This is a genomic window from Pseudomonas sp. UYEF17 (genome assembly GCF_040546125.1).
GTDB classification, from domain to species: Bacteria; Pseudomonadota; Gammaproteobacteria; order Pseudomonadales; family Pseudomonadaceae; genus Aquipseudomonas; species Aquipseudomonas putida_Z.
Genome location: NZ_JBEPNE010000015.1, coordinates 75,649 through 93,633, shown reverse-complemented (window position 1 = coordinate 93,633; position 17,985 = coordinate 75,649). Strand labels below are relative to the sequence as shown.

Below are 17,985 nucleotides of genomic sequence, written 5' to 3'. Positions count from 1 at the left end.
GATTCTCACAAAGCGGTCAGTGCTTGCGCGGCGCCAGGTAGCCGAGCCAGCGGCGTTCGGCCATCTTGAACAGGCGCACCAGGATGAAGGTCAGGCACAGGTAGAACACGCCCGCCGTGATATAGGCCTCGAAAGGCAGGTAGTACTGGGCATTGACCGTGCGCGCAGCGCCAGTGATGTCGATCAGGGTGACGATCGACGCCAGGCTGGTGGTCTGCAGCATCATGATCACTTCGTTGCTGTACTGCGGCAGCGCCCGGCGCAGGGCCGACGGCAGCAGGATGCGCCGGTACATCTTCATGCGCGACATGCCCATGGCCTTGGCCGCCTCGATTTCGCCATGCGGCGTGGCCTTGAGGCTGCCGGCGATGATTTCGGCGGTGTAGGCACTGGTGTTGATGCCGAACGCCAGGCAGGCGCAGAAGGTAGCGCTGGACAGCAGCGGCCACAGGAAGCTTTCGCGCACCGCCTCGAACTGCGCCAGGCCGTAGTAGATCAGGAACAGCTGCACCAGCATCGGCGTGCCGCGGATCACGTAGGTGTACAGCCACGCCACGAGATTGACCGCTGGCTGCTTGGACACCCGCATCAGGCCCAGCGGAATGGCCGCCAGCAGCCCGAAGAACAGCGAAATCGCCAGCAGCTTGAGGGTGGTCAGCAGGCCGCCGAAGTACATCGGCAATGCCTCCCAGACGACGTTGTAGTCGAAGATCATAGTTCAGCCACCTTGACGCCCACCGAGTAGCGGCGCTCGAGATACTTCAGGGCCAGCAGCGAGATGCTGGTCAGCACCAGGTACAGGGCCGCCACCGCCAGGAAGAAGGTGAAAGGCTCGCGGGTGGCGTCGGCCGCCTGCTTGGCCTTGAACATCATGTCCTGCAGGCCCACTACCGAAATCAGCGCGGTGGCCTTGGTCAGCACCAGCCAGTTGTTGGTGAAGCCCGGGATCGCCAGGCGAATCATTTGCGGCACCTGGATGCGGAAGAACACCTGGCGGTTGCTCATGCCATACGCCACGCCCGCTTCGGCCTGGCCTTTCGGAATACCGAGGAACGCACCGCGGAAGGTTTCCGACAGGTAGGCACCAAAGATGAAGCCCAGGGTACCGATACCCGCGATCAGCGGATTCAGGTCGATGTAGTCTTCATAACCGAGCAGCGGCGCAACGCGGTTGATGATGTCCTGCCCGCCGTAGAAGATCAGCAGGATCAGGACCAGGTCCGGAATACCACGAATCACCGTGGAATACAGATCGCCCAGCCAGGCCACCCAGCGCACCGGCGACAAGCGCAGCGCCACACCGATCAGGCCGAGCACGATGGCCAGGGCCATCGACGACAGGGCGAGCTGAAGCGTCAGCCACGCCCCGTCGAGGATGACTGCCCCGTAGCCTTTCAACATGATGAGGTCCTCGACCTAGAGAATGAAAAATGGTGCAAACCTCAGAGCCTCTGCTGTTTGCACCATTGCACAGGTGAAACCCGACGTCTTAGTTCGAGTCTGGACCGTAGATATCGAAGTTGAAGTACTTCTTCTCGATTTCTTTGTACTTGCCGTTGGCACGGATGGCATCGATGGCAGCGTTGATGCGGTCGACGTTGGCCTTGTCACCCTTGCGCACGGCAATACCGATGCCGTCACCGAAGTACTTGGCGTCGGTGAAGGACGGGCCTACGAAGGCGAAGCCCTTGCCGGCGTCGGTCTTGAGGAAGCCGTCTTCCAGCAGGGTGGCGTCAGCCACGGTGCCATCGAGGCGACCAGCTGCCACGTCCAGGTAGATTTCGTTCTGGGTGCCGTAAGGAACCACGGTGGCACCTTTGGCGCCCAGTACTTCCTTGGCGAAGCGGTCGTGGATCGAACCGCGCTGCACACCAATCTTCTTGCCCTTGAGCTCATCCAGGCTGTCGCTGACGGCGGTACCTTCCTTCATCACCAGGCGCGCCGGGGTCAGGTAGTAGCGCTTGGTGAAGTCGACCGATTTCTTGCGGTCTTCGGTGATCGACATGGACGACAGGATGGCGTCGATCTTGCGCACTTTCAGCGCCGGGATCAGGCCGTCGAACTCCTGCTCGACCCAGGTGCACTTGGCTTTCATCTCTTCGCACAGGGCGTTGCCGATGTCGTAGTCAAAACCGGCAATGCTGCCGTCTGGCTGCTTGAAGGCGAAGGGTGGGTAAGCGGCTTCGATGCCGATTTTCAGCGGTTTTTCATCGGCCTGCGACACCAGGGAAAACACGGACAGCGCCAGGGCGCCAAGCAGTGCGAGCTTCTTCATCAGGTAACTCCATCGGTACGGAGCAATACAAGGCAGGTAACGGCTGCCCGATATGCGAATGGGTACAACGCGAGCCGCGCAGGGTTCGACCAAGGTCGCAGACCACGAGCGAGTGATTGGCATTTTAACGACAGCCCGGTAGTCGATATTTCTTCAAAGCGACAACTACTTACAGAAGCGCTTGAAACGGCAGCGGGCAATGTTGACAGCCATTGCAAAATATGCAAGAGCGCAAGAAATAGAACCTATAGTACTAGCAATTCCCGGGCCTATTATTGGCAAAGCCTTGTATTACGGCAAGTGCAGCGTGCCGTGTCGCAAAAAAGGCTGCGAAAACGCACCGAAACAGGGCCGGATTTGTTTCCTGGCGCCCCGATATTGTGCGGCGCCGGTGACAGAACAGTTACCGATGAATGTCGGGTAACAGTAAAGCAAAAAACCCCGCCGGTTGCCCGGACGGGGTTTTGTTGGCGGCATACGCCCCTGTAGGAGCGGCCTTGTGTCGCGATGGGTCGCAAAGCGACCCCGGCAATTCAGGCTGTGAAGCCGAAATCCTGGGGCCGCTTCGCGACCCATCGCGACGCAAGGCCGCTCCTACAACGGATCGCGTCCAGCCCCACTATCAGGCCGAAGCCAGGCTCATGGCCTTGTGGGTATCGATCAGGTGCTGCACCACACCCGGGTCGGCCAGGGTCGAGATATCGCCCAGGGCATCGTACTCACCCGTGGCAATCTTGCGCAGGATGCGGCGCATGATCTTGCCCGACCGGGTCTTCGGCAGCCCCGGCGCCCACTGGATCACATCCGGCGAGGCGATCGGGCCGATTTCCTTGCGCACCCAGTTCTTCAGTTCCAGGCGCAGCTGCTCGCTGGCCTCGATACCGGCGTTGAGGGTGACATACACATAGATGCCCTGCCCCTTGATGTCGTGCGGCACACCCACCACCGCGGCCTCGGCCACTTTCGCATGCGCCACCATGGCACTTTCGATCTCGGCAGTACCCATGCGGTGACCGGACACGTTCAGCACGTCATCCACGCGACCGGTGATCCAGTAGTAGCCATCCTCGTCGCGGCGCGCACCGTCACCGGTGAAGTACATGCCACGGAAGGTCTTGAAGTAGGTATCGACGAAACGGTCGTGGTCGCCGTACAGCGAACGCGACTGGCCCGGCCAGGAATCGAGGATCACCAGGTTGCCTTCGGCGGCACCCTCGATCAGGTTGCCCAGGTTGTCCACCAGCGCCGGCACCACGCCGAAGAACGGGCGGGTTGCCGAGCCCGGCTTGAGGCCGGTAGCGCCCGGCAGCGGGCTGATCAGGATGCCGCCGGTCTCGGTCTGCCACCAGGTGTCGACGATCGGGCAACGCTCCTTGCCCACGGTCTTGTAGTACCAGTTCCAGGCTTCGGGGTTGATCGGCTCACCCACCGAGCCCAGCAGGCGCAGGCTGGAGCCATCGGCACCTTCAACAGCAGCCTGCCCTTCGGCCATCATCGCGCGGATGGCGGTTGGCGCGGTGTACAGGATGTTGACCTTGTGCTTGTCGACGATCTTCGACACGCGGGTGATGTCGGGGTAGTTCGGCACGCCTTCGAACAGCAAGGTAGTGGCGCCGTTGGCCAGCGGGCCGTAGACGATGTAGCTGTGGCCGGTGACCCAACCCACGTCGGCGGTGCACCAGTACACCTCGCCCGGGCGATAGTCGAACACGCGCTCATGGGTCAGCGCGGCGTATACCAGGTAGCCGCCAGTGGTGTGCAGCACGCCCTTCGGCTTGCCGGTGGAACCAGAGGTATAAAGGATGAACAGCGCTTCCTCGGCACCCATCTCTTTTGGCGCGCAGTGGCTGGAGGCGACTTTCATCAGGTCTTCGTACCAGATGTCGCGGTGCTGGTGCCAGGCAATGTCGCCACCGGTGCGCTTGCACACGATGATCTTCTGCACGCTGTTGGTTTCAGGGTTGGTCAGCGCCAGGTCGACGTTGGCCTTGAGCGGGGTACGCCGGCCACCGCGCACGCCTTCGTCGGCGGTAATCACGACCTTGGACTTGCAGTCGATGATACGGCCGGCCAGCGCCTCGGGCGAGAAGCCGCCGAACACCACCGAATGGATCGCACCGATACGGGCACAGGCCAGCATGGCGACCACGGCCTCGGGGATCATCGGCATATAGATGGTGACCACGTCACCCCGGTGCACATCCTGGCCACGCAGGGCGTTGGCGAACTTGCAGACCTGCTCGTGTAGTTCGCGGTAGGTGATGTTGCGGTGTTCGGAAGGGTCGTCGCCTTCCCAGATGATGGCCAGCTGGTCGCCGCGCTCTTCGAGGTGGCGGTCCAGGCAGTTGGAGGAAACGTTCAGAGTGCCGTCGGCGAACCATTTGATATCGACGTGGTGGTCGTCGAAGGAGGTCTGCTTGACCTTGGTGAACGGCTTGATCCAGTCGATGCGCTGGGCCTGCTCGCGCCAGAAGCCGTCCGGGTTGATCACCGACTGCTGGTACATGGCCTTGTAGGTGGCCTCGTCGGTCAGGGTGGTGGCCGCAACCTCGGGACGAACGGGATACAGTGGAGCCGCACTCATCTGTGTTACCTCGGTGTAATAGTTGTTTTTGTATGGAACCGTTTGTAACTGTACCAGAGCGACAAAAGCCATTCGACGTTGGTAGTAATTTGGTACGCCCGTCCCGACAAAGCGCTCTGGCACGCACCTTACAGCCATGGCGAGGAAAAAATGGGGCCGTTTACCAGAGGATTGTTACAGATTCTGTCAAAACACTTTATCAAAAGACCCACTGTTTCGGCCTTGGCCCCAGCCATAAAATTCACCTCGCCAGCAACGGCAAGGCGATTAACAACTGGTAACAGCCCCCACGAAGGCAAACGTTAATCCCCATCCAAACCCGATAGTTAAAACTAGCAATACTCGCGGCGCCATAAGCGCCGCGTGCCCCCTCACGACCTTAGACAGGTAAATTGAAAATGAAAGCTTTACTGGTATTGGTACTTGGCAGTCTTTGCGGCGCGGCGATGGCCGGCGAAGCCAAAGATGCCGAGCAGATTCCGGTTGAACAGTACAGTTACTCGCAGCACCTGGACATAGCCCGCGTCATTTCCATGAGCGAAGTGCCCAATGTGTGCGAAGTCGTGCCAGCCCGCATGACCTACGAGGACTCCAAGGGCCAGAAGCACATTCTCGAATACCGCGTGATGGGGAACGGCTGCTCGAACGGCTGATACCTTGTGAATTGGGGGCCCTGCGGGCCCCTTTCGCGACACAAGGCCGCTCCTACATTGATAGGCGTACGCAGGCCTTTGTAGGAGCGGCCTTGTGTCGCGAAACGACTGCGCAGCAGTCCCACCTTTTATAAAGGCGGATTAATCTGCAGACTTGCCAAGTGAATAATCCCTCAACTTGTTGGCAATAGTCGTATGCGAAACACCCAGTCTTTTACCTAAAGCCCGACTACTCGGGAATTCCCCCATCAAACTTTCCAGCACCGCTTTTTCAAAGCGCCCGACAATCTGCGAAAGATCCCCATCCAGCGAAAACTCACCCAGCGGTTGGCGCACGCCGTAATCCGGCAAACGTATATGTTCACTTTTGACCACGCCGCCTTCGCATAACGAAACCGCCTGGAACAACACGTTTTCCAACTGCCTTACATTACCCGGCCAATGATATTGGCCAAGTTTGTCCATCGCCGCCGGCGCCAGGCGCGGCATGGCACAGCCGATCTGTCGGCTGGCCTGGTCGAGAAAGTGCTGCACCAGCCCTTCCAGGCCATCCATGCATTCGCGCAAAGGCGGAATGTGCAGCGACAACACATTGAGCCGGTGATACAAGTCCTGGCGAAACTCGCCACGGGCACACAATTCGGACAAATCCACCTGGGTCGCGCAGATCACCCGCACATCCAGGTACACCTCTTCATCGCTGCCGACACGACGGAAACAGCCATCCTGCAGAAAACGCAGCAGCTTCACCTGCAGGCGCGGGCTCATCTCCCCTACCCCGTCAAGGAACAGCGTGCCACCGGCGGTCAGCTCCAGCAGCCCCAGCTTGCCCTCGGCCCGCGCCCCTTCGAATGCCCCGGGCCCGTAACCGAACAGTTCGGTCTCGGCCATCGACTCGGGCAACCCGGCGCAGTTGAGCGCCATCAGCGGCGACTGGCCGCGCGGGCTGGCCAAGTGGCAGGCACGCGCCAGCAACTCCTTGCCGGTGCCGGTCTCGCCCTCGATCAGCAATGGTGCGTCCAGCGGCGCCATGCGCCGCGCCTCGCGTACCACCGCAGCCATCACCCGCGAACTCTGGAAGATACTGTCGAAACCGCGCAGCTCCTGCTTGCGCACGTTGTAGATGCGCTCACCGATACGGTCGGCGCGGTGCAGGGTCAACACCGCGCCAGCCAGCGCCTCGCTGTCGTCGTGCTCGGACTGCAGCGGCGCGATATCGGCCAGGAACACATCGCCCTTGACCTTGATGCGCAGGCCGTTGATGCGTGACTTGTTGGCGCGCACCAGCTCTGGCAGGTCGAAGTCCTCCACATAGCGCGCCAGCGGCATGCCCGGCACCTCGTCCACCCGCACCCCCAGCAGCTGCGCAGCGGCCCGGTTGGCAGCGACGATGCTGCCGCCCATGTCGATCGACAACACCGGGAAGTCCAGCGCCCCCAGCAGCGCATTCAGCTCCATGTGCCGGCGCTCGCTGGGCATCAGCCCCACGCGCTTGACACCGAATACCCCGGCAATCGCCTCGAACTTCGGCCGCAGCGCCTGGAACTGCAGATTGATCAGGTTCGGGCAATGCAGGTAGATGGCGTTGCCATGGTCACCGCCCACCTCGCCGCGCAGCACGTTGATGCCGTACTCCACCAGCAGGTTGAGGATGTCGCGCAGGATGCCAATACGGTTCTGGCAATGCACTTTGATACGCATGAGGGCTCTCGAAGCGCCAATGTTTTTCAACACCGCGCGGAAAAGTCGTAAAGATAAGCTGACAAAAACAGCCGAAGCTTCAGCCAGATGCCTCGGATTTTCCGACACCTGCGCCTTTTTGTAAAATTATCGTTACGAAAACGTCGCCGGATGCCGGTCCCGCCCACTGGCCCACCCCGTGCAAAGCGGCCAGCGAAGGGATATTCCTAAGGCATGTCCTGCACATAACAAGAAAAGCCCTCACCAGGAGAGCCACATGAAACAGACGCAATACGTGGCACGCGAGCCCGATGCGCATGGTTTTATCGATTACCCGCAGCAAGAGCATGCGGTATGGAACACCCTGATCACCCGTCAGCTGAAAGTGATCGAAGGCCGCGCGTGCCAGGAATACCTGGACGGCATCGACCAGCTCAAGCTGCCCCATGACCGTATTCCGCAATTGGGCGAGATCAACAAGGTGCTGGGCGCCACCACCGGTTGGCAGGTTGCCCGGGTCCCTGCGCTGATCCCCTTCCAGACCTTCTTCGAACTGCTGGCCAGCAAGCGCTTCCCGGTGGCCACCTTCATCCGTACCCCGGAAGAGCTGGACTACCTGCAAGAGCCCGATATCTTCCACGAGATCTTCGGCCACTGCCCGCTGCTGACCAACCCCTGGTTCGCCGAATTCACCCATACCTACGGCAAGCTCGGCCTGGCCGCGACCAAGGAACAACGCGTGTACCTGGCGCGCCTGTACTGGATGACCATCGAGTTCGGCCTGATGGAAACCGCGCAGGGCCGCAAGATCTATGGCGGCGGCATCCTCTCGTCGCCTAAGGAGACCGTCTACAGTCTGTCTGGCGAGCCCGAGCACCAGGCCTTCGACCCGATCGAGGCCATGCGCACACCGTATCGCATCGACATCCTGCAGCCGCTGTATTTCGTGCTGCCGAACATGAAGTGCCTGTTCGACCTGGCCCACGAAGACATCATGGGCATGGTTCACAAAGCCATGCAGCTGGGCCTGCACGCACCGAAGTTTCCACCCAAGGTCGCTGCCTGAGCGACCTTGCCGATAACAACTCGAACCGGAAAACACCACATGAATGCCTTGAACCAAGCCCATTGCGAAGCCTGCCGCGCCGACGCACCAAAGGTCACCGACGAAGAGCTGGCCGAGCTGATTCGCGAAATCCCGGACTGGAACATCGAAGTACGTGACGGCCACATGGAGCTGGAGCGCGTGTTCCTGTTCAAGAACTTCAAGCACGCCCTGGCGTTTACCAATGCCGTGGGCGAGATCGCCGAGGCCGAAGGCCACCACCCGGGCCTGCTGACCGAGTGGGGCAAGGTTACCGTGACCTGGTGGAGCCACTCGATCAAAGGCCTGCACCGCAATGACTTCATCATGTGCGCACGCACCGACAAGGTGGCGGAGACGGCTGAAGGTCGCAAGTAAGCACTGAGAAACTGGAGCCTGTGGGAGCGGGTTCACCCGCGAAGCAGACAACGCGGTGCATGGCACCGGCTTCGCCGGTGTTCGCGGGTAAACCCGCTCCCACAGGGGCCCCAGTTTTTTGCAGGAAAAATGTCCGCTGTTCGCCCGCAAAACCGACAAGCGACCGCTAAAAAATCCAAACTGTCATCCAGACTTGTGTATCCTGCCCCAGCTTTGCGAAGCTTCAAACGCGCCTGGCGCAGACTTTTCACTCACACTTGCGAGGAACGACGAGATGCATGAAATCCCGAATCTTCCCTTCCCAAGCCTGAACCCAGAAGAGCCAACCGTGACCGTTCACGCCGAACCGGCAGCTGCCGTCGAGCAGGATGGTGACGATCAATCCAGCGCTGACCAGGAATAACCGCGCATCCCCCGACTGTGTGAAAACGGCTGACCTGCGGGCTACCCCCGTCATCACGTTTTCACACCGTCCAGAACCCACGTAGGCCCTCATGCCCCACTCACCGCGCCCCCTTGCGGTCACCCTGCAAGTCGTCTCCATCGTCCTCTTCACCTTCATCGGCTACCTGAACATCGGCATCCCACTGGCCGTATTGCCCGGCTATGTGCACAACGATCTGGGCTTCAGTGCCGTGGTCGCGGGCCTGGTGATCAGCGTGCAGTACCTGGCCACCCTGCTCAGCCGGCCCACCGCCAGCCGCATCATCGACAACCACGGCAGCAAGAAGGCAGTCATGTATGGCCTGGTCGGCTGCGGGCTCAGCGGAGTGTTCATGCTGGCCTGCGCCTTCCTCACCCACCTTCCCTGGCTAAGCCTGGCCTGCCTGCTGGTCGGCCGCCTGGTACTCGGCAGTGCGGAAAGCCTGGTGGGCTCCGGTGCCATTGGCTGGGGCATTGGCCGCGTAGGTGCCGAAAACACCGCCAAGGTCATTTCCTGGAATGGCATCGCCAGCTATGGCGCGCTGGCCATCGGTGCTCCGCTGGGCGTGCTGATGGTCAAGAGCCTGGGCCTGTGGAGCATGGGCGTGAGCATCATCCTGCTGTGTGCGCTCGGGTTGCTGCTGGCCTGGCCCAAACAGGCCGCACCGATCGTCAGTGGCGTGCGCCTGCCGTTCCTGCGGGTGCTGGGCAAGGTGTTCCCGCACGGCTCGGGGCTTGCCCTGGGCTCGATCGGCTTTGGCACCATCGCCACCTTCATCACCTTGTATTACGCCAGCCGCGGCTGGGCCAATGCGGCACTGACGCTGAGCCTGTTCGGCGCCAGCTTCATCAGTGCGCGACTGCTGTTCGGCAACCTGATCAACCGGCTTGGCGGGTTCCGGGTGGCGATTGCCTGCCTGTCGGTGGAAACGCTCGGGCTGCTGATGCTGTGGCTGGCACCCAGCGCCGAACTGGCGTTGGCGGGGGCCGCGCTGAGCGGGTTCGGCTTCTCGCTGGTGTTCCCGGCACTGGGGGTGGAGGCGGTGAACCAGGTGTCGGCGGCCAACCGCGGGGCGGCGGTGGGGGCTTATTCGCTGTTCATCGATTTGTCGCTTGGGGTGACCGGGCCGCTGGTGGGCGCGGTGGCGGCGGGGTTCGGGTTTGCTTCGATGTTTCTGTTTGCGGCAGCGGCGGCGGCTTGCGGGCTGGTGTTGAGCCTGTATCTGTACAGGCAGGTGCGGCGTCAGCGGGGTCTTTAAAAACAGGGGGGGCGCGTTGCGCCCCTTTCGCGACACAAGGCCGCTCCTACAAGAAAAACGCGATCTCTTGTAGGAGCGGCCTTGTGTCGCGATGGGCTGCAAGGCAGCCCCCGGGGCCCTGAAGGTCAGCGCTGAGCGTACTGCAGCACTACTTCCAGCGGGTGGCGCATCTGCCGCTCGGTCATGCGCTTGACCTGGCTGCGGCACGAGTAACCGGTCGCCAGCGGCTCGCCTTCCTTGTCCAGCTTGGTCGCCCACGACTGCTCGAAGATGGTCCGCGAGGTGTCCTGGTTACGCGCCTCATGCCCATAGGTACCGGACATACCGCAGCAGCCAGTCGCCTCGGTCACCAGCTTCAGGCCAAGGCGGGCGAACACCTGCTCCCACTGCCTGGTGCTGGCCGGCACGTTGGTCTTCTCGGTGCAGTGCGCCATCAGGCGGAAATTGCCCGGCGCGGTCGGTGCCTGCTCCGGCAGCACATCCATCAACCACTCCTGCGGCAACAGCACCTGCGGGCAGCCATCCAGGCCCGGCACCTTCTGGTACTCCTGGCGATACACCAGGGTCATTGCCGGGTCCAGGCCCACCAGCGGCACGCCGCACTCGGCCAAAGCCTTGAGCTGGGTGGCATTGCGGATCGCCGCCTTGGCGAACGCACCGAGGAAGCCCTGAACGTGCAGTGGCTTGCCGTTGGCACTGTACGGCGCCAGGAACACCCGGTGGCCCAGGCGGTGCGCCAGGTCGATGAAGGCCGACAGCAGCGGTGTCTCGAAGTAACGGGTAAAGGCATCCTGCACCAGCACGATGCTGCGCTCGCGCTGGGCCGGGGTCAGTTCACGCAGGGCCGGCACGCTGGCCACGCCGACGCGGCAGCGGGTCAGGGTGGCCTGGAAGTTGAAGCGGCTAATCAGCGGGCTGTCGACCATGCCGACCTTGTCGGCCAGCAGCTTGCTCACCCACTTCGAGCCCATCACCGCGTTGTACAGCCCTGGCGCGTGGGCCAGGTACGGGATGGTGAACTCCAGCGAACCGATCAGGTAGTCACGCAGCGGGCGCTGGTAGCGGCCGTGGTACAGCTCGAGGAAGCGCGAGCGGAAGTCCGGCACGTTGACCTTGATCGGGCACTGACCGGCGCACGACTTGCACGCCAGGCAGCCGGCCATGGCGTCATACACCTCATGGGAGAAGTCTTCCTGGCCCTGGCTGCGCGCACGGTTGTTGCGCAGGCGTGCCGGCAGGCCCTTGAGCCACGACACCTTGTTGCGCGCCGCCGCCAGCACGTCGATGTTGGCCTCGCCCTGCAAGCGCAGCCATTCGCGCATCAGCGAAGCACGGCCCTTGGGCGAATGCTGGCGCTCACGGGTGGCCTTCCACGACGGGCACATGGCGTCGTTGGGGTCGTAGTTGTAGCAGGCGCCGTTGCCGTTGCAATGCACGGCGCTAGGGAAGTCCTGCCACACGCGTTCGTCGATGGTGCGGTCGAGGTCGCCGCGCAGGGTTACGCCATCGACCTTGGTCAGGCCTTCGGCGCTGCCTGGCGGGGTGCAGATCTTGCCCGGGTTTAGCTGGTTGTGCGGGTCGAAAGCGCCCTTCAGGCGCTGCAGCGCCGGGTACAGCTCGCCGAAATACTCCGGCACGTATTCCGAACGCAGGCCCTTGCCGTGCTCGCCCCACAGCAAGCCGCCATAGCTTTTGGTCAGCGCCGCCACGGCGTCGGAAATCGGCTTGACCAGTGCGGCCTGGGCCGGGTCCTTCATGTCCAGTGCCGGGCGCACGTGCAGCACGCCGGCATCGACGTGGCCGAACATGCCGTAGGCCAGGCCGTAGCCATCGAGCAGTGCACGGAAGTCGGCGATGTAGTCGGCCAGTTGCTCCGGCGGTACCGCGGTGTCTTCCACGAACGGTTGCGGGCGTACTTCGCCCTCGACGTTGCCCAGCAGGCCCACCGAACGTTTACGCATGGTGTAGACGCGGGTCACCGCCTCGGCACCCTCGGCCAGGGTATGGCCCAGGCGCTCGACGCTGGTGTCGCTCTGCAGGTGCTGGATGAACGCTTGCACCTTGGCATTGACCTCGGCCGGCTCGTCACCGCAGAACTCCACCAGGTTGATGCCCAGGGTCGGGCGCTCGGGGTCGGCCGGGAAGTATTCGGCAACGCTGTGCCAGACGATGTCCTTCATCGCCAGCATCAGTACCTTGGAGTCGACGGTCTCGATCGACAGCGGCTTGTGCGCCATCAGCGCGTTGGCGTCACGCAGGGCATCCATGAAGCTGGTGTAACGCACGTTGACCAGCACGGCGTACTTGGGGATCGGCAGCACATTGAGCTTGGCTTCGACCACATAGCCCAGCGAGCCCTCGGCACCGCACAGCACGCTGTTGAGGTTGAAGCGGCCCTGCTCGTCGCGCAGGTGCGCCAGGTCGTAGCCGGTCAGGCAACGGTTGAGCTTGGGGAAGGTGGTTTCGATGAGGTCGGCCTGGGTTTCCTGGATTTCCCGCGCCATGCGGTACACCTCGCCGACCCGCCCAGGCGCGGCACAGGCCTGTTCCAGCGCGGCATCGTCGATCGGCAGGCTGTGCAGGCGCTCGCCACCGAGCAGCACGCTGTGCAGCTCCAGTACGTGGTCGCGGGTCTTGCCATAGGTGCAGCTGCCCTGGCCGCTGGCATCGGTGTTGATCATGCCGCCGACAGTGGCACGGTTGGAGGTGGACAGCTCGGGGGCGAAGAACAGCCCGTGCGGCTTGAGCGCGGCGTTGAGCTGGTCCTTGACGGTACCGGCCTGCACCCGCGCCCAGCGCTCCTCGACGTTGATTTCGAGGATCTTGTTCATGTGCCGCGACAGGTCGACGACGATCCCGTCGGTCAGCGACTGCCCGTTGGTGCCGGTACCACCGCCGCGCGGGGTCAGCTTGATCTGCTGGAAGCGCTCCTCGGCCATCAGCGTGGCGACCCGCGCCACATCGTCGGCGTCCAGCGGGAACACCGCCGCCTGTGGCAAGCGCTGGTAGATCGAGTTGTCGGTGGCCAGCACCGTGCGGGTGCCGTAGTCGGCACTGATCTGGCCACGGAAGCCGCTGTTGCGCAGGGCTTCGAGGAATTCGGGGTAGTTGGCGCTCGGGGCAACGGTCGGCAGCTGGGCGATCATCGAAGGATGGCCTCTTGATATTGGCTAATTCACGGGATTCCTGTCGTTCCGGCATGGGTGATGGCATGCGGAGGTGACGTGCAGACCAATGTTCCTGTAGTTTCGCTTCAGGGGCAAACGGATAATCCTGCCGCTATTAATGACTTTCATGAATGAATTACCGCCATCTGACCCCGTCCATGTCGCTGCTACTGGCTTTCGAGGCTGCGGCCCGGCATGAAAGCTACACCCGCGCCGCCGCCGAGCTGTCGCTGACCCAGAGCGCGGTCAGCCGCCAGGTGCAGGCGCTGGAGCAGCAACTGGGCCTGACCCTGTTCCGCCGCGAGGGGCGCCAGGTGCAGCTGACCGATGTCGGCCGCCTGTACCAGCGCGAGCTCAGCGAGGCACTGGGGCGCATCCGCAGCGCCACCTTGCAGGCACTGGCCTACCAGTCGGGGGTGGGCACCTTGCGCCTGGCCACCTTGCCCACCTTCGGCTCGAAATGGCTGCTGCCAAGGCTGCACGCCTTCTACAGCGCCCACCCGGGCATGCTGGTGCACATACATTCACGCATCGAAGCCATCAACTTCGACACCAGCGAGATCGATGCCGCCATCGGCGTGGCCAGTCACGACCTGCCGGGGTTGATCTGCCATCGCCTGCATGCCGAGGAACTGGTGGTGATATTGCCGCCGGAGGCTGGCGCGGACAGCCAGGGCTGGAGCCCTGCACGCATCAGTGAAGAAGTGCTGCTGAATGTGGCCAACAACCCGCATGCCTGGGGCGAGTGGTTCTCGCACCATGGCCTGGCGCACCGGGCGATGCGCCTGGGGCCGAGCTTCGAGCTGACCTCGCACCTGATCCAGGCGGTACGGGCCGGGATCGGCATCGGCCTGGTGCCGCGCATACTGGTGGAGGAAGAACTGGCCAAGGGTGAGCTGTACAGCCCCGGGGTGGCATTTGCCAGCCAGCGCAGTTATTACCTGATCTACCCACCGCGCAACGAGGCGTTGCCGTCGCTGCGGGCGTTTCGCAGTTGGTTGCTGGAGCAGATCTGATGTTTGCCTGTGCCGGCCTCTTCGCGGGTAAACCCGCTCCCACAGGTATAGCGCTGCTTTCAGATCAGGTGATGTCCCTGTGGGAGCGGGTTTACCCGCGAAGGGGCCGGTACAGGCAATAAAAAACCCGAAGCCAGTTCCTGACTTCGGGTTGTTTGTACGCTACCTGCAGCGCCTTACTTGGCCACACTACCAGCAGCCCCAAGCGCCTGCGCCCTGCGACGCGGCTTGACCATGTAGACCACGAACATGGCGAACAGCCACACCGGGATCACATACACGGAAACCTGGATACCCGGGATCATCGCCATGATGCCCAGGATCAGCACCACGAACGCCAGGCAGATGTAGTTGCCATAGGGGTACCACAGCGCCTTGAACAGCGGCTTCTGGCCAGTGCGGTCCAGGTGCTGGCGGAACTTCAGGTGCGAGTAGCTGATCATCGCCCAGTTGATCACCAGGGTGGCCACCACCAGCGACATCAGCAGCTCCAGCGCGTTTTGCGGCATCAGGTAGTTGAGCAGCACCGCGATCAGCGTCACGCCTGCCGACGCCAGGATCGAGCGCACCGGCACACCGCGGCTGTCGACCTTGGCCAGCGACGCCGGGGCATCGCCCTGCTCGGCCATGCCCAGCAGCATGCGGGCGTTGCAGTAGGTGCCGCTGTTGTACACCGACAGCGCTGCAGTCAGGACCACGAAGTTCAGCAGGTGCGCAGCCACGTCACTGCCCAGCAGCGAGAACACCTGCACGAACGGGCTGCTGCCATAGCTGCCGCCGGACGCATCGATGCTGGCGACCAGGTTGTCCCATGGGGTCAGCGACAGCAGCACCACCAGGGCACCGACATAGAAGATCAGGATACGGTAGATGACCTGGTTGATCGCCTTGGGGATCACGGTCTTCGGCTTGTCGGCCTCGGCAGCGGTGAAGCCGAGCATTTCCAGGCCACCGAAGGAGAACATGATGAAGGCCAGGGCCATCACCAGCCCGCTGACACCGTTCGGGAAGAAGCCGCCGTGCGACCACAGGTTGGCCACGGTGGCTTCAGGGCCGCCGCTGCCGCTGGTCAGCAGGTAGGCACCCAGGCCGATCATGCTGACGATGGCCACCACCTTGATGATGGCAAACCAGAATTCGGCCTCACCGAAGAACTTCACGTTCATCAGGTTGATGGCGTTGATCAGCACGAAGAACGCTGCCGCCGTGACCCAGGTAGGGATCTCCGGCCACCAGTAGTGGACATACTTGCCGACCGCCGAAAGCTCCGACATGCCCACCAGAATGTACAGCACCCAGCAGTTCCAGCCCGACAGGAAGCCGGCGAAACCACCCCAGTAGGTGTGGGCGAAATGGCTGAACGAGCCGGCCACCGGCTCTTCGACGATCATTTCGCCGAGCTGGCGCATGATCATGAAGGCGATGAAGCCGCAGATGGCGTAGCCAAGGATCATCGACGGGCCAGCGGATTTCATCACGCCTGCCGAGCCGAGGAACAGGCCGGTACCAATCGCACCGCCGAGGGCGATCAACTGGATATGGCGGTTCTTCAGGCCCCGCTTGAGCTCGCCTGAATGCATGTTTTGTCCACTCATGAACGAAGTCACCTGCATTGTTTTTATCTGTGACGGAATCGGACCCACCGCGCTCGTGGCGCAGCGGAATGGGCAAGGTGGTTACCTTGGGTTTCCTGACCTCAGGTGCCGCCGGGGCGGGTCAACCAGGCGTGATCAAGAGTGCGCGGTACGCAAGGGAGTCACAGGTAAAACGCGGCGCACTGTATACCCCTGCAAACGCGCAGGCGTCAACGCGTTGCATCGTTTCCTCGGGAAAAAACGCAGCGATCCTGTGGTGTGGGCCTTGAAAGGCGAAGTGATCGGCGTACATGGCGCCTCCATTTGTTGTTTTGTCAGCCTGGCTCTGTGGACAGGCTTTTGCACACGGCAATGGCGGCTATAACACCGTGGGGCGGGGCTTTGAGCAAGGGTGGGTGGGGCTTAGTCGGCTGTTTTGACGGGGAGGCAGCGGCAAGGTTTGTTTACACGATTCGACCTAATCTGAAATACGGGCTGAAACCGACCACATTTGTACAATTTTCTTTACAGAGTGGTTCGAGAACTTGCCAGTCGTCCGAAAATTCTTTTTGTTCAATATCTTGGGGCCGCTTTGCGGCCCTTTCGCGACACAAGGCCGCTCCCACAGGTGACGCGTTTTCTGTGGGAGCGGCCTTGTGTCGCGATGGGCTGCACAGCAGCCCCAAAATCTGACAGGCATAAAAAACCAGCCCGAAGGCTGGTTTCTCGATTACCACACAGGCCAATCAACCACGCGGTTTGCCGCGGCCACGCCCTGCTGGCTTGTCACCTTCAGGCTTGGCCGGACGCTTGCGCATCTCGCTAGGGCGTTCGGCCACGGTGCTGCCACGGCCGGTCTTGCGCGGGGCCTCTTCACGCGGCTGGCGCGCCGGGCGTTCGCCGGCAGCAGCACCTTCGTGGGCCGGGCGCAGGCTGCGCACGCGCTCGCCACGGCCCAGCGGGCGGGTCGACTTGCGCTGCAGGCGCTCCATCTTGTCCTTGGCCTTGAGCTTCATGGCTGGCAGCGCCACCGGCTGCAGGCCAACTTCAGCAGCGAGGATGTCGATTTCGCCCTGGCTCATTTCACGCCAGCGGCCCATCGGCAGGTCGGAGTTGAGGAACACCGGGCCGAAACGCACGCGCTTCAGGCGGCTGACCACCATGCCCTGAGACTCCCACAGGCGACGCACCTCACGGTTGCGGCCTTCCATCACCACGCAGTGGTACCAGTGGTTGAAGCCTTCGCCACCTGGTGCCTTCTGGATGTCGGTGAACTTGGCCGGGCCATCTTCCAGCATCACGCCGGCCTTCAGGCGCTCGATCATTTCGTCGTCGACCTCACCACGCACACGTACCGCGTACTCACGGTCCATCTCGTAGGACGGGTGCATCAGGCGGTTGGCCAGTTCACCGTCGGTGGTGAACAGCAGCAGGCCGGTGGTGTTGATGTCGAGGCGGCCAATGTTGATCCAGCGGCCTTCTTTCGGCCGTGGCAGGCGGTCGAACACGGTCGGGCGGCCTTCCGGGTCGTCACGGGTGCAGATTTCGCCATCGGGCTTGTTGTACATGATCACCCGACGGGTGGCCTCGGCGGCCTCTTCGCGCTTGATCAACTTGCCATCCACGGCAATGGCGTCGTGCAGGTCGACGCGCTGGCCGAGGGTGGCCTCGACGCCGTTGACCTTGATGCGGCCCTGGCTGATCCAGGCCTCGACGTCACGGCGCGAGCCAACGCCAATGCGCGCCAGCACTTTCTGCAGCTTTTCGCCGGATGGAGGGGTGATTTCGGTATCTTGCAGGTCTTGCTCACTCATCTGGGCACCTCCCGGTGTAGGAATGAAATAAGGGTTCTGGCGACGAACGCGCCAAAAGGCCGCGCATCATACGCGGTT

The 17,985-nt window shown here is 62.4% G+C and carries 14 protein-coding genes; 6 read left to right on the top strand and 8 right to left on the bottom strand.

Annotated elements, in window-relative coordinates:
- Positions 1 to 16: 16 nt before the first annotated feature.
- From ABIB24_RS20280 to acs, 4 genes are all read right to left on the bottom strand, one after another.
- Positions 17 to 715, bottom strand: a complete 699-nt coding sequence (locus ABIB24_RS20280) for an ABC transporter permease (protein ID WP_003260115.1) — start codon at positions 713 to 715, stop codon at positions 17 to 19.
- On the bottom strand, positions 712 to 1,401 hold the full coding sequence (locus ABIB24_RS20275; protein WP_354317095.1) for an ABC transporter permease: 690 nt from the start codon (positions 1,399 to 1,401) through the stop codon (positions 712 to 714). The genes ABIB24_RS20280 and ABIB24_RS20275 overlap by 4 nt, the downstream gene beginning before the upstream one ends.
- An 88-nt stretch (positions 1,402 to 1,489) precedes the next feature.
- A complete protein-coding gene (gene aotJ, locus ABIB24_RS20270; RefSeq protein WP_075045965.1) occupies positions 1,490 to 2,275 on the bottom strand; it encodes an L-arginine-binding protein AotJ in 786 nt (261 codons plus the stop codon).
- 622 nt (positions 2,276 to 2,897) lie between these two features.
- A complete protein-coding gene (gene acs / locus ABIB24_RS20265) occupies positions 2,898 to 4,859 on the bottom strand; it encodes an acetate--CoA ligase (RefSeq protein ID WP_015271271.1) in 1,962 nt (653 codons plus the stop codon).
- Positions 4,860 to 5,257: 398 nt separating this feature from the next.
- Here acs and ABIB24_RS20260 point away from each other — a divergent pair, with 398 nt between their 5' ends.
- A complete protein-coding gene (locus tag ABIB24_RS20260) occupies positions 5,258 to 5,512 on the top strand; it encodes a DUF2790 domain-containing protein (protein WP_003260110.1) in 255 nt (84 codons plus the stop codon).
- Positions 5,513 to 5,653: 141 nt separating this feature from the next.
- Here ABIB24_RS20260 and ABIB24_RS20255 read toward each other — a convergent pair whose 3' ends face one another.
- Complete coding sequence (locus ABIB24_RS20255; RefSeq protein ID WP_025340129.1) at positions 5,654 to 7,213, bottom strand: sigma-54-dependent phenylalanine hydroxylase transcriptional regulator PhhR; 1,560 nt, start codon at positions 7,211 to 7,213, stop codon at positions 5,654 to 5,656.
- Positions 7,214 to 7,469: 256 nt separating this feature from the next.
- Between ABIB24_RS20255 and phhA the strand changes: the two genes are divergently transcribed.
- From phhA to ABIB24_RS20235, 4 genes are all read left to right on the top strand, one after another.
- Entirely contained in the window at positions 7,470 to 8,258 is a 789-nt protein-coding gene (gene phhA, locus ABIB24_RS20250; RefSeq protein ID WP_025340130.1) for a phenylalanine 4-monooxygenase, read from the top strand.
- Positions 8,259 to 8,297: 39 nt separating this feature from the next.
- Positions 8,298 to 8,654 carry a 4a-hydroxytetrahydrobiopterin dehydratase gene (locus ABIB24_RS20245; protein WP_003254532.1) on the top strand — a complete coding sequence of 119 codons (357 nt, stop codon included), beginning with the start codon at positions 8,298 to 8,300 and terminating at the stop codon, positions 8,652 to 8,654.
- A 274-nt stretch (positions 8,655 to 8,928) separates the two neighbouring features.
- On the top strand, positions 8,929 to 9,057 hold the full coding sequence (locus tag ABIB24_RS20240) for a hypothetical protein (RefSeq protein WP_015271274.1): 129 nt from the start codon (positions 8,929 to 8,931) through the stop codon (positions 9,055 to 9,057).
- Positions 9,058 to 9,148: 91 nt separating this feature from the next.
- Positions 9,149 to 10,336, top strand: coding sequence for an MFS transporter (locus ABIB24_RS20235; RefSeq protein WP_025340131.1), 1,188 nt, complete (start codon positions 9,149 to 9,151; stop codon positions 10,334 to 10,336).
- Between the two features lie 125 nt (positions 10,337 to 10,461).
- Here the strand turns inward: ABIB24_RS20235 and ydiJ are convergent, their stop codons facing one another.
- Positions 10,462 to 13,482, bottom strand: coding sequence for a D-2-hydroxyglutarate dehydrogenase YdiJ (ydiJ, locus tag ABIB24_RS20230; RefSeq protein ID WP_274079346.1), 3,021 nt, complete (start codon positions 13,480 to 13,482; stop codon positions 10,462 to 10,464).
- 152 nt (positions 13,483 to 13,634) lie between these two features.
- On the opposite strand from ydiJ, the gene ABIB24_RS20225 reads away from it, so the two are divergent.
- A complete protein-coding gene (locus ABIB24_RS20225; protein ID WP_013973663.1) occupies positions 13,635 to 14,519 on the top strand; it encodes a LysR substrate-binding domain-containing protein in 885 nt (294 codons plus the stop codon).
- A 176-nt stretch (positions 14,520 to 14,695) separates the two neighbouring features.
- Here the strand turns inward: ABIB24_RS20225 and ABIB24_RS20220 are convergent, their stop codons facing one another.
- Both ABIB24_RS20220 and rluB read right to left on the bottom strand, forming a co-directional pair.
- On the bottom strand, positions 14,696 to 16,114 hold the full coding sequence (locus ABIB24_RS20220) for an amino acid permease (protein ID WP_274079347.1): 1,419 nt from the start codon (positions 16,112 to 16,114) through the stop codon (positions 14,696 to 14,698).
- Positions 16,115 to 16,839: 725 nt separating this feature from the next.
- Positions 16,840 to 17,907 (bottom strand): 23S rRNA pseudouridine(2605) synthase RluB, encoded by a 1,068-nt coding sequence (gene rluB, locus ABIB24_RS20215; protein ID WP_025340133.1) that lies wholly within the window; start codon positions 17,905 to 17,907, stop codon positions 16,840 to 16,842.
- Positions 17,908 to 17,985 lie beyond the last annotated feature (78 nt).

Bases quoted from the DNA above. Each gene is read 5' to 3' on its own strand.
- ABIB24_RS20280 (WP_003260115.1), bottom strand. From the start codon at position 715: ATGATCTTCGACTACAACGTCGTCTGGGAGGCATTGCCGATGTACTTC.
- ABIB24_RS20275 (WP_354317095.1), bottom strand. From the start codon at position 1,401: ATGTTGAAAGGCTACGGGGCAGTCATCCTCGACGGGGCGTGGCTGACG.
- aotJ (WP_075045965.1), bottom strand. From the start codon at position 2,275: ATGAAGAAGCTCGCACTGCTTGGCGCCCTGGCGCTGTCCGTGTTTTCC.
- acs (WP_015271271.1), bottom strand. From the start codon at position 4,859: ATGAGTGCGGCTCCACTGTATCCCGTTCGTCCCGAGGTTGCGGCCACC.
- ABIB24_RS20260 (WP_003260110.1), top strand. From the start codon at position 5,258: ATGAAAGCTTTACTGGTATTGGTACTTGGCAGTCTTTGCGGCGCGGCG.
- ABIB24_RS20255 (WP_025340129.1), bottom strand. From the start codon at position 7,213: ATGCGTATCAAAGTGCATTGCCAGAACCGTATTGGCATCCTGCGCGAC.
- phhA (WP_025340130.1), top strand. From the start codon at position 7,470: ATGAAACAGACGCAATACGTGGCACGCGAGCCCGATGCGCATGGTTTT.
- ABIB24_RS20245 (WP_003254532.1), top strand. From the start codon at position 8,298: ATGAATGCCTTGAACCAAGCCCATTGCGAAGCCTGCCGCGCCGACGCA.
- ABIB24_RS20240 (WP_015271274.1), top strand. From the start codon at position 8,929: ATGCATGAAATCCCGAATCTTCCCTTCCCAAGCCTGAACCCAGAAGAG.
- ABIB24_RS20235 (WP_025340131.1), top strand. From the start codon at position 9,149: ATGCCCCACTCACCGCGCCCCCTTGCGGTCACCCTGCAAGTCGTCTCC.
- ydiJ (WP_274079346.1), bottom strand. From the start codon at position 13,482: ATGATCGCCCAGCTGCCGACCGTTGCCCCGAGCGCCAACTACCCCGAA.
- ABIB24_RS20225 (WP_013973663.1), top strand. From the start codon at position 13,635: ATGAATTACCGCCATCTGACCCCGTCCATGTCGCTGCTACTGGCTTTC.
- ABIB24_RS20220 (WP_274079347.1), bottom strand. From the start codon at position 16,114: ATGAGTGGACAAAACATGCATTCAGGCGAGCTCAAGCGGGGCCTGAAG.
- rluB (WP_025340133.1), bottom strand. From the start codon at position 17,907: ATGAGTGAGCAAGACCTGCAAGATACCGAAATCACCCCTCCATCCGGC.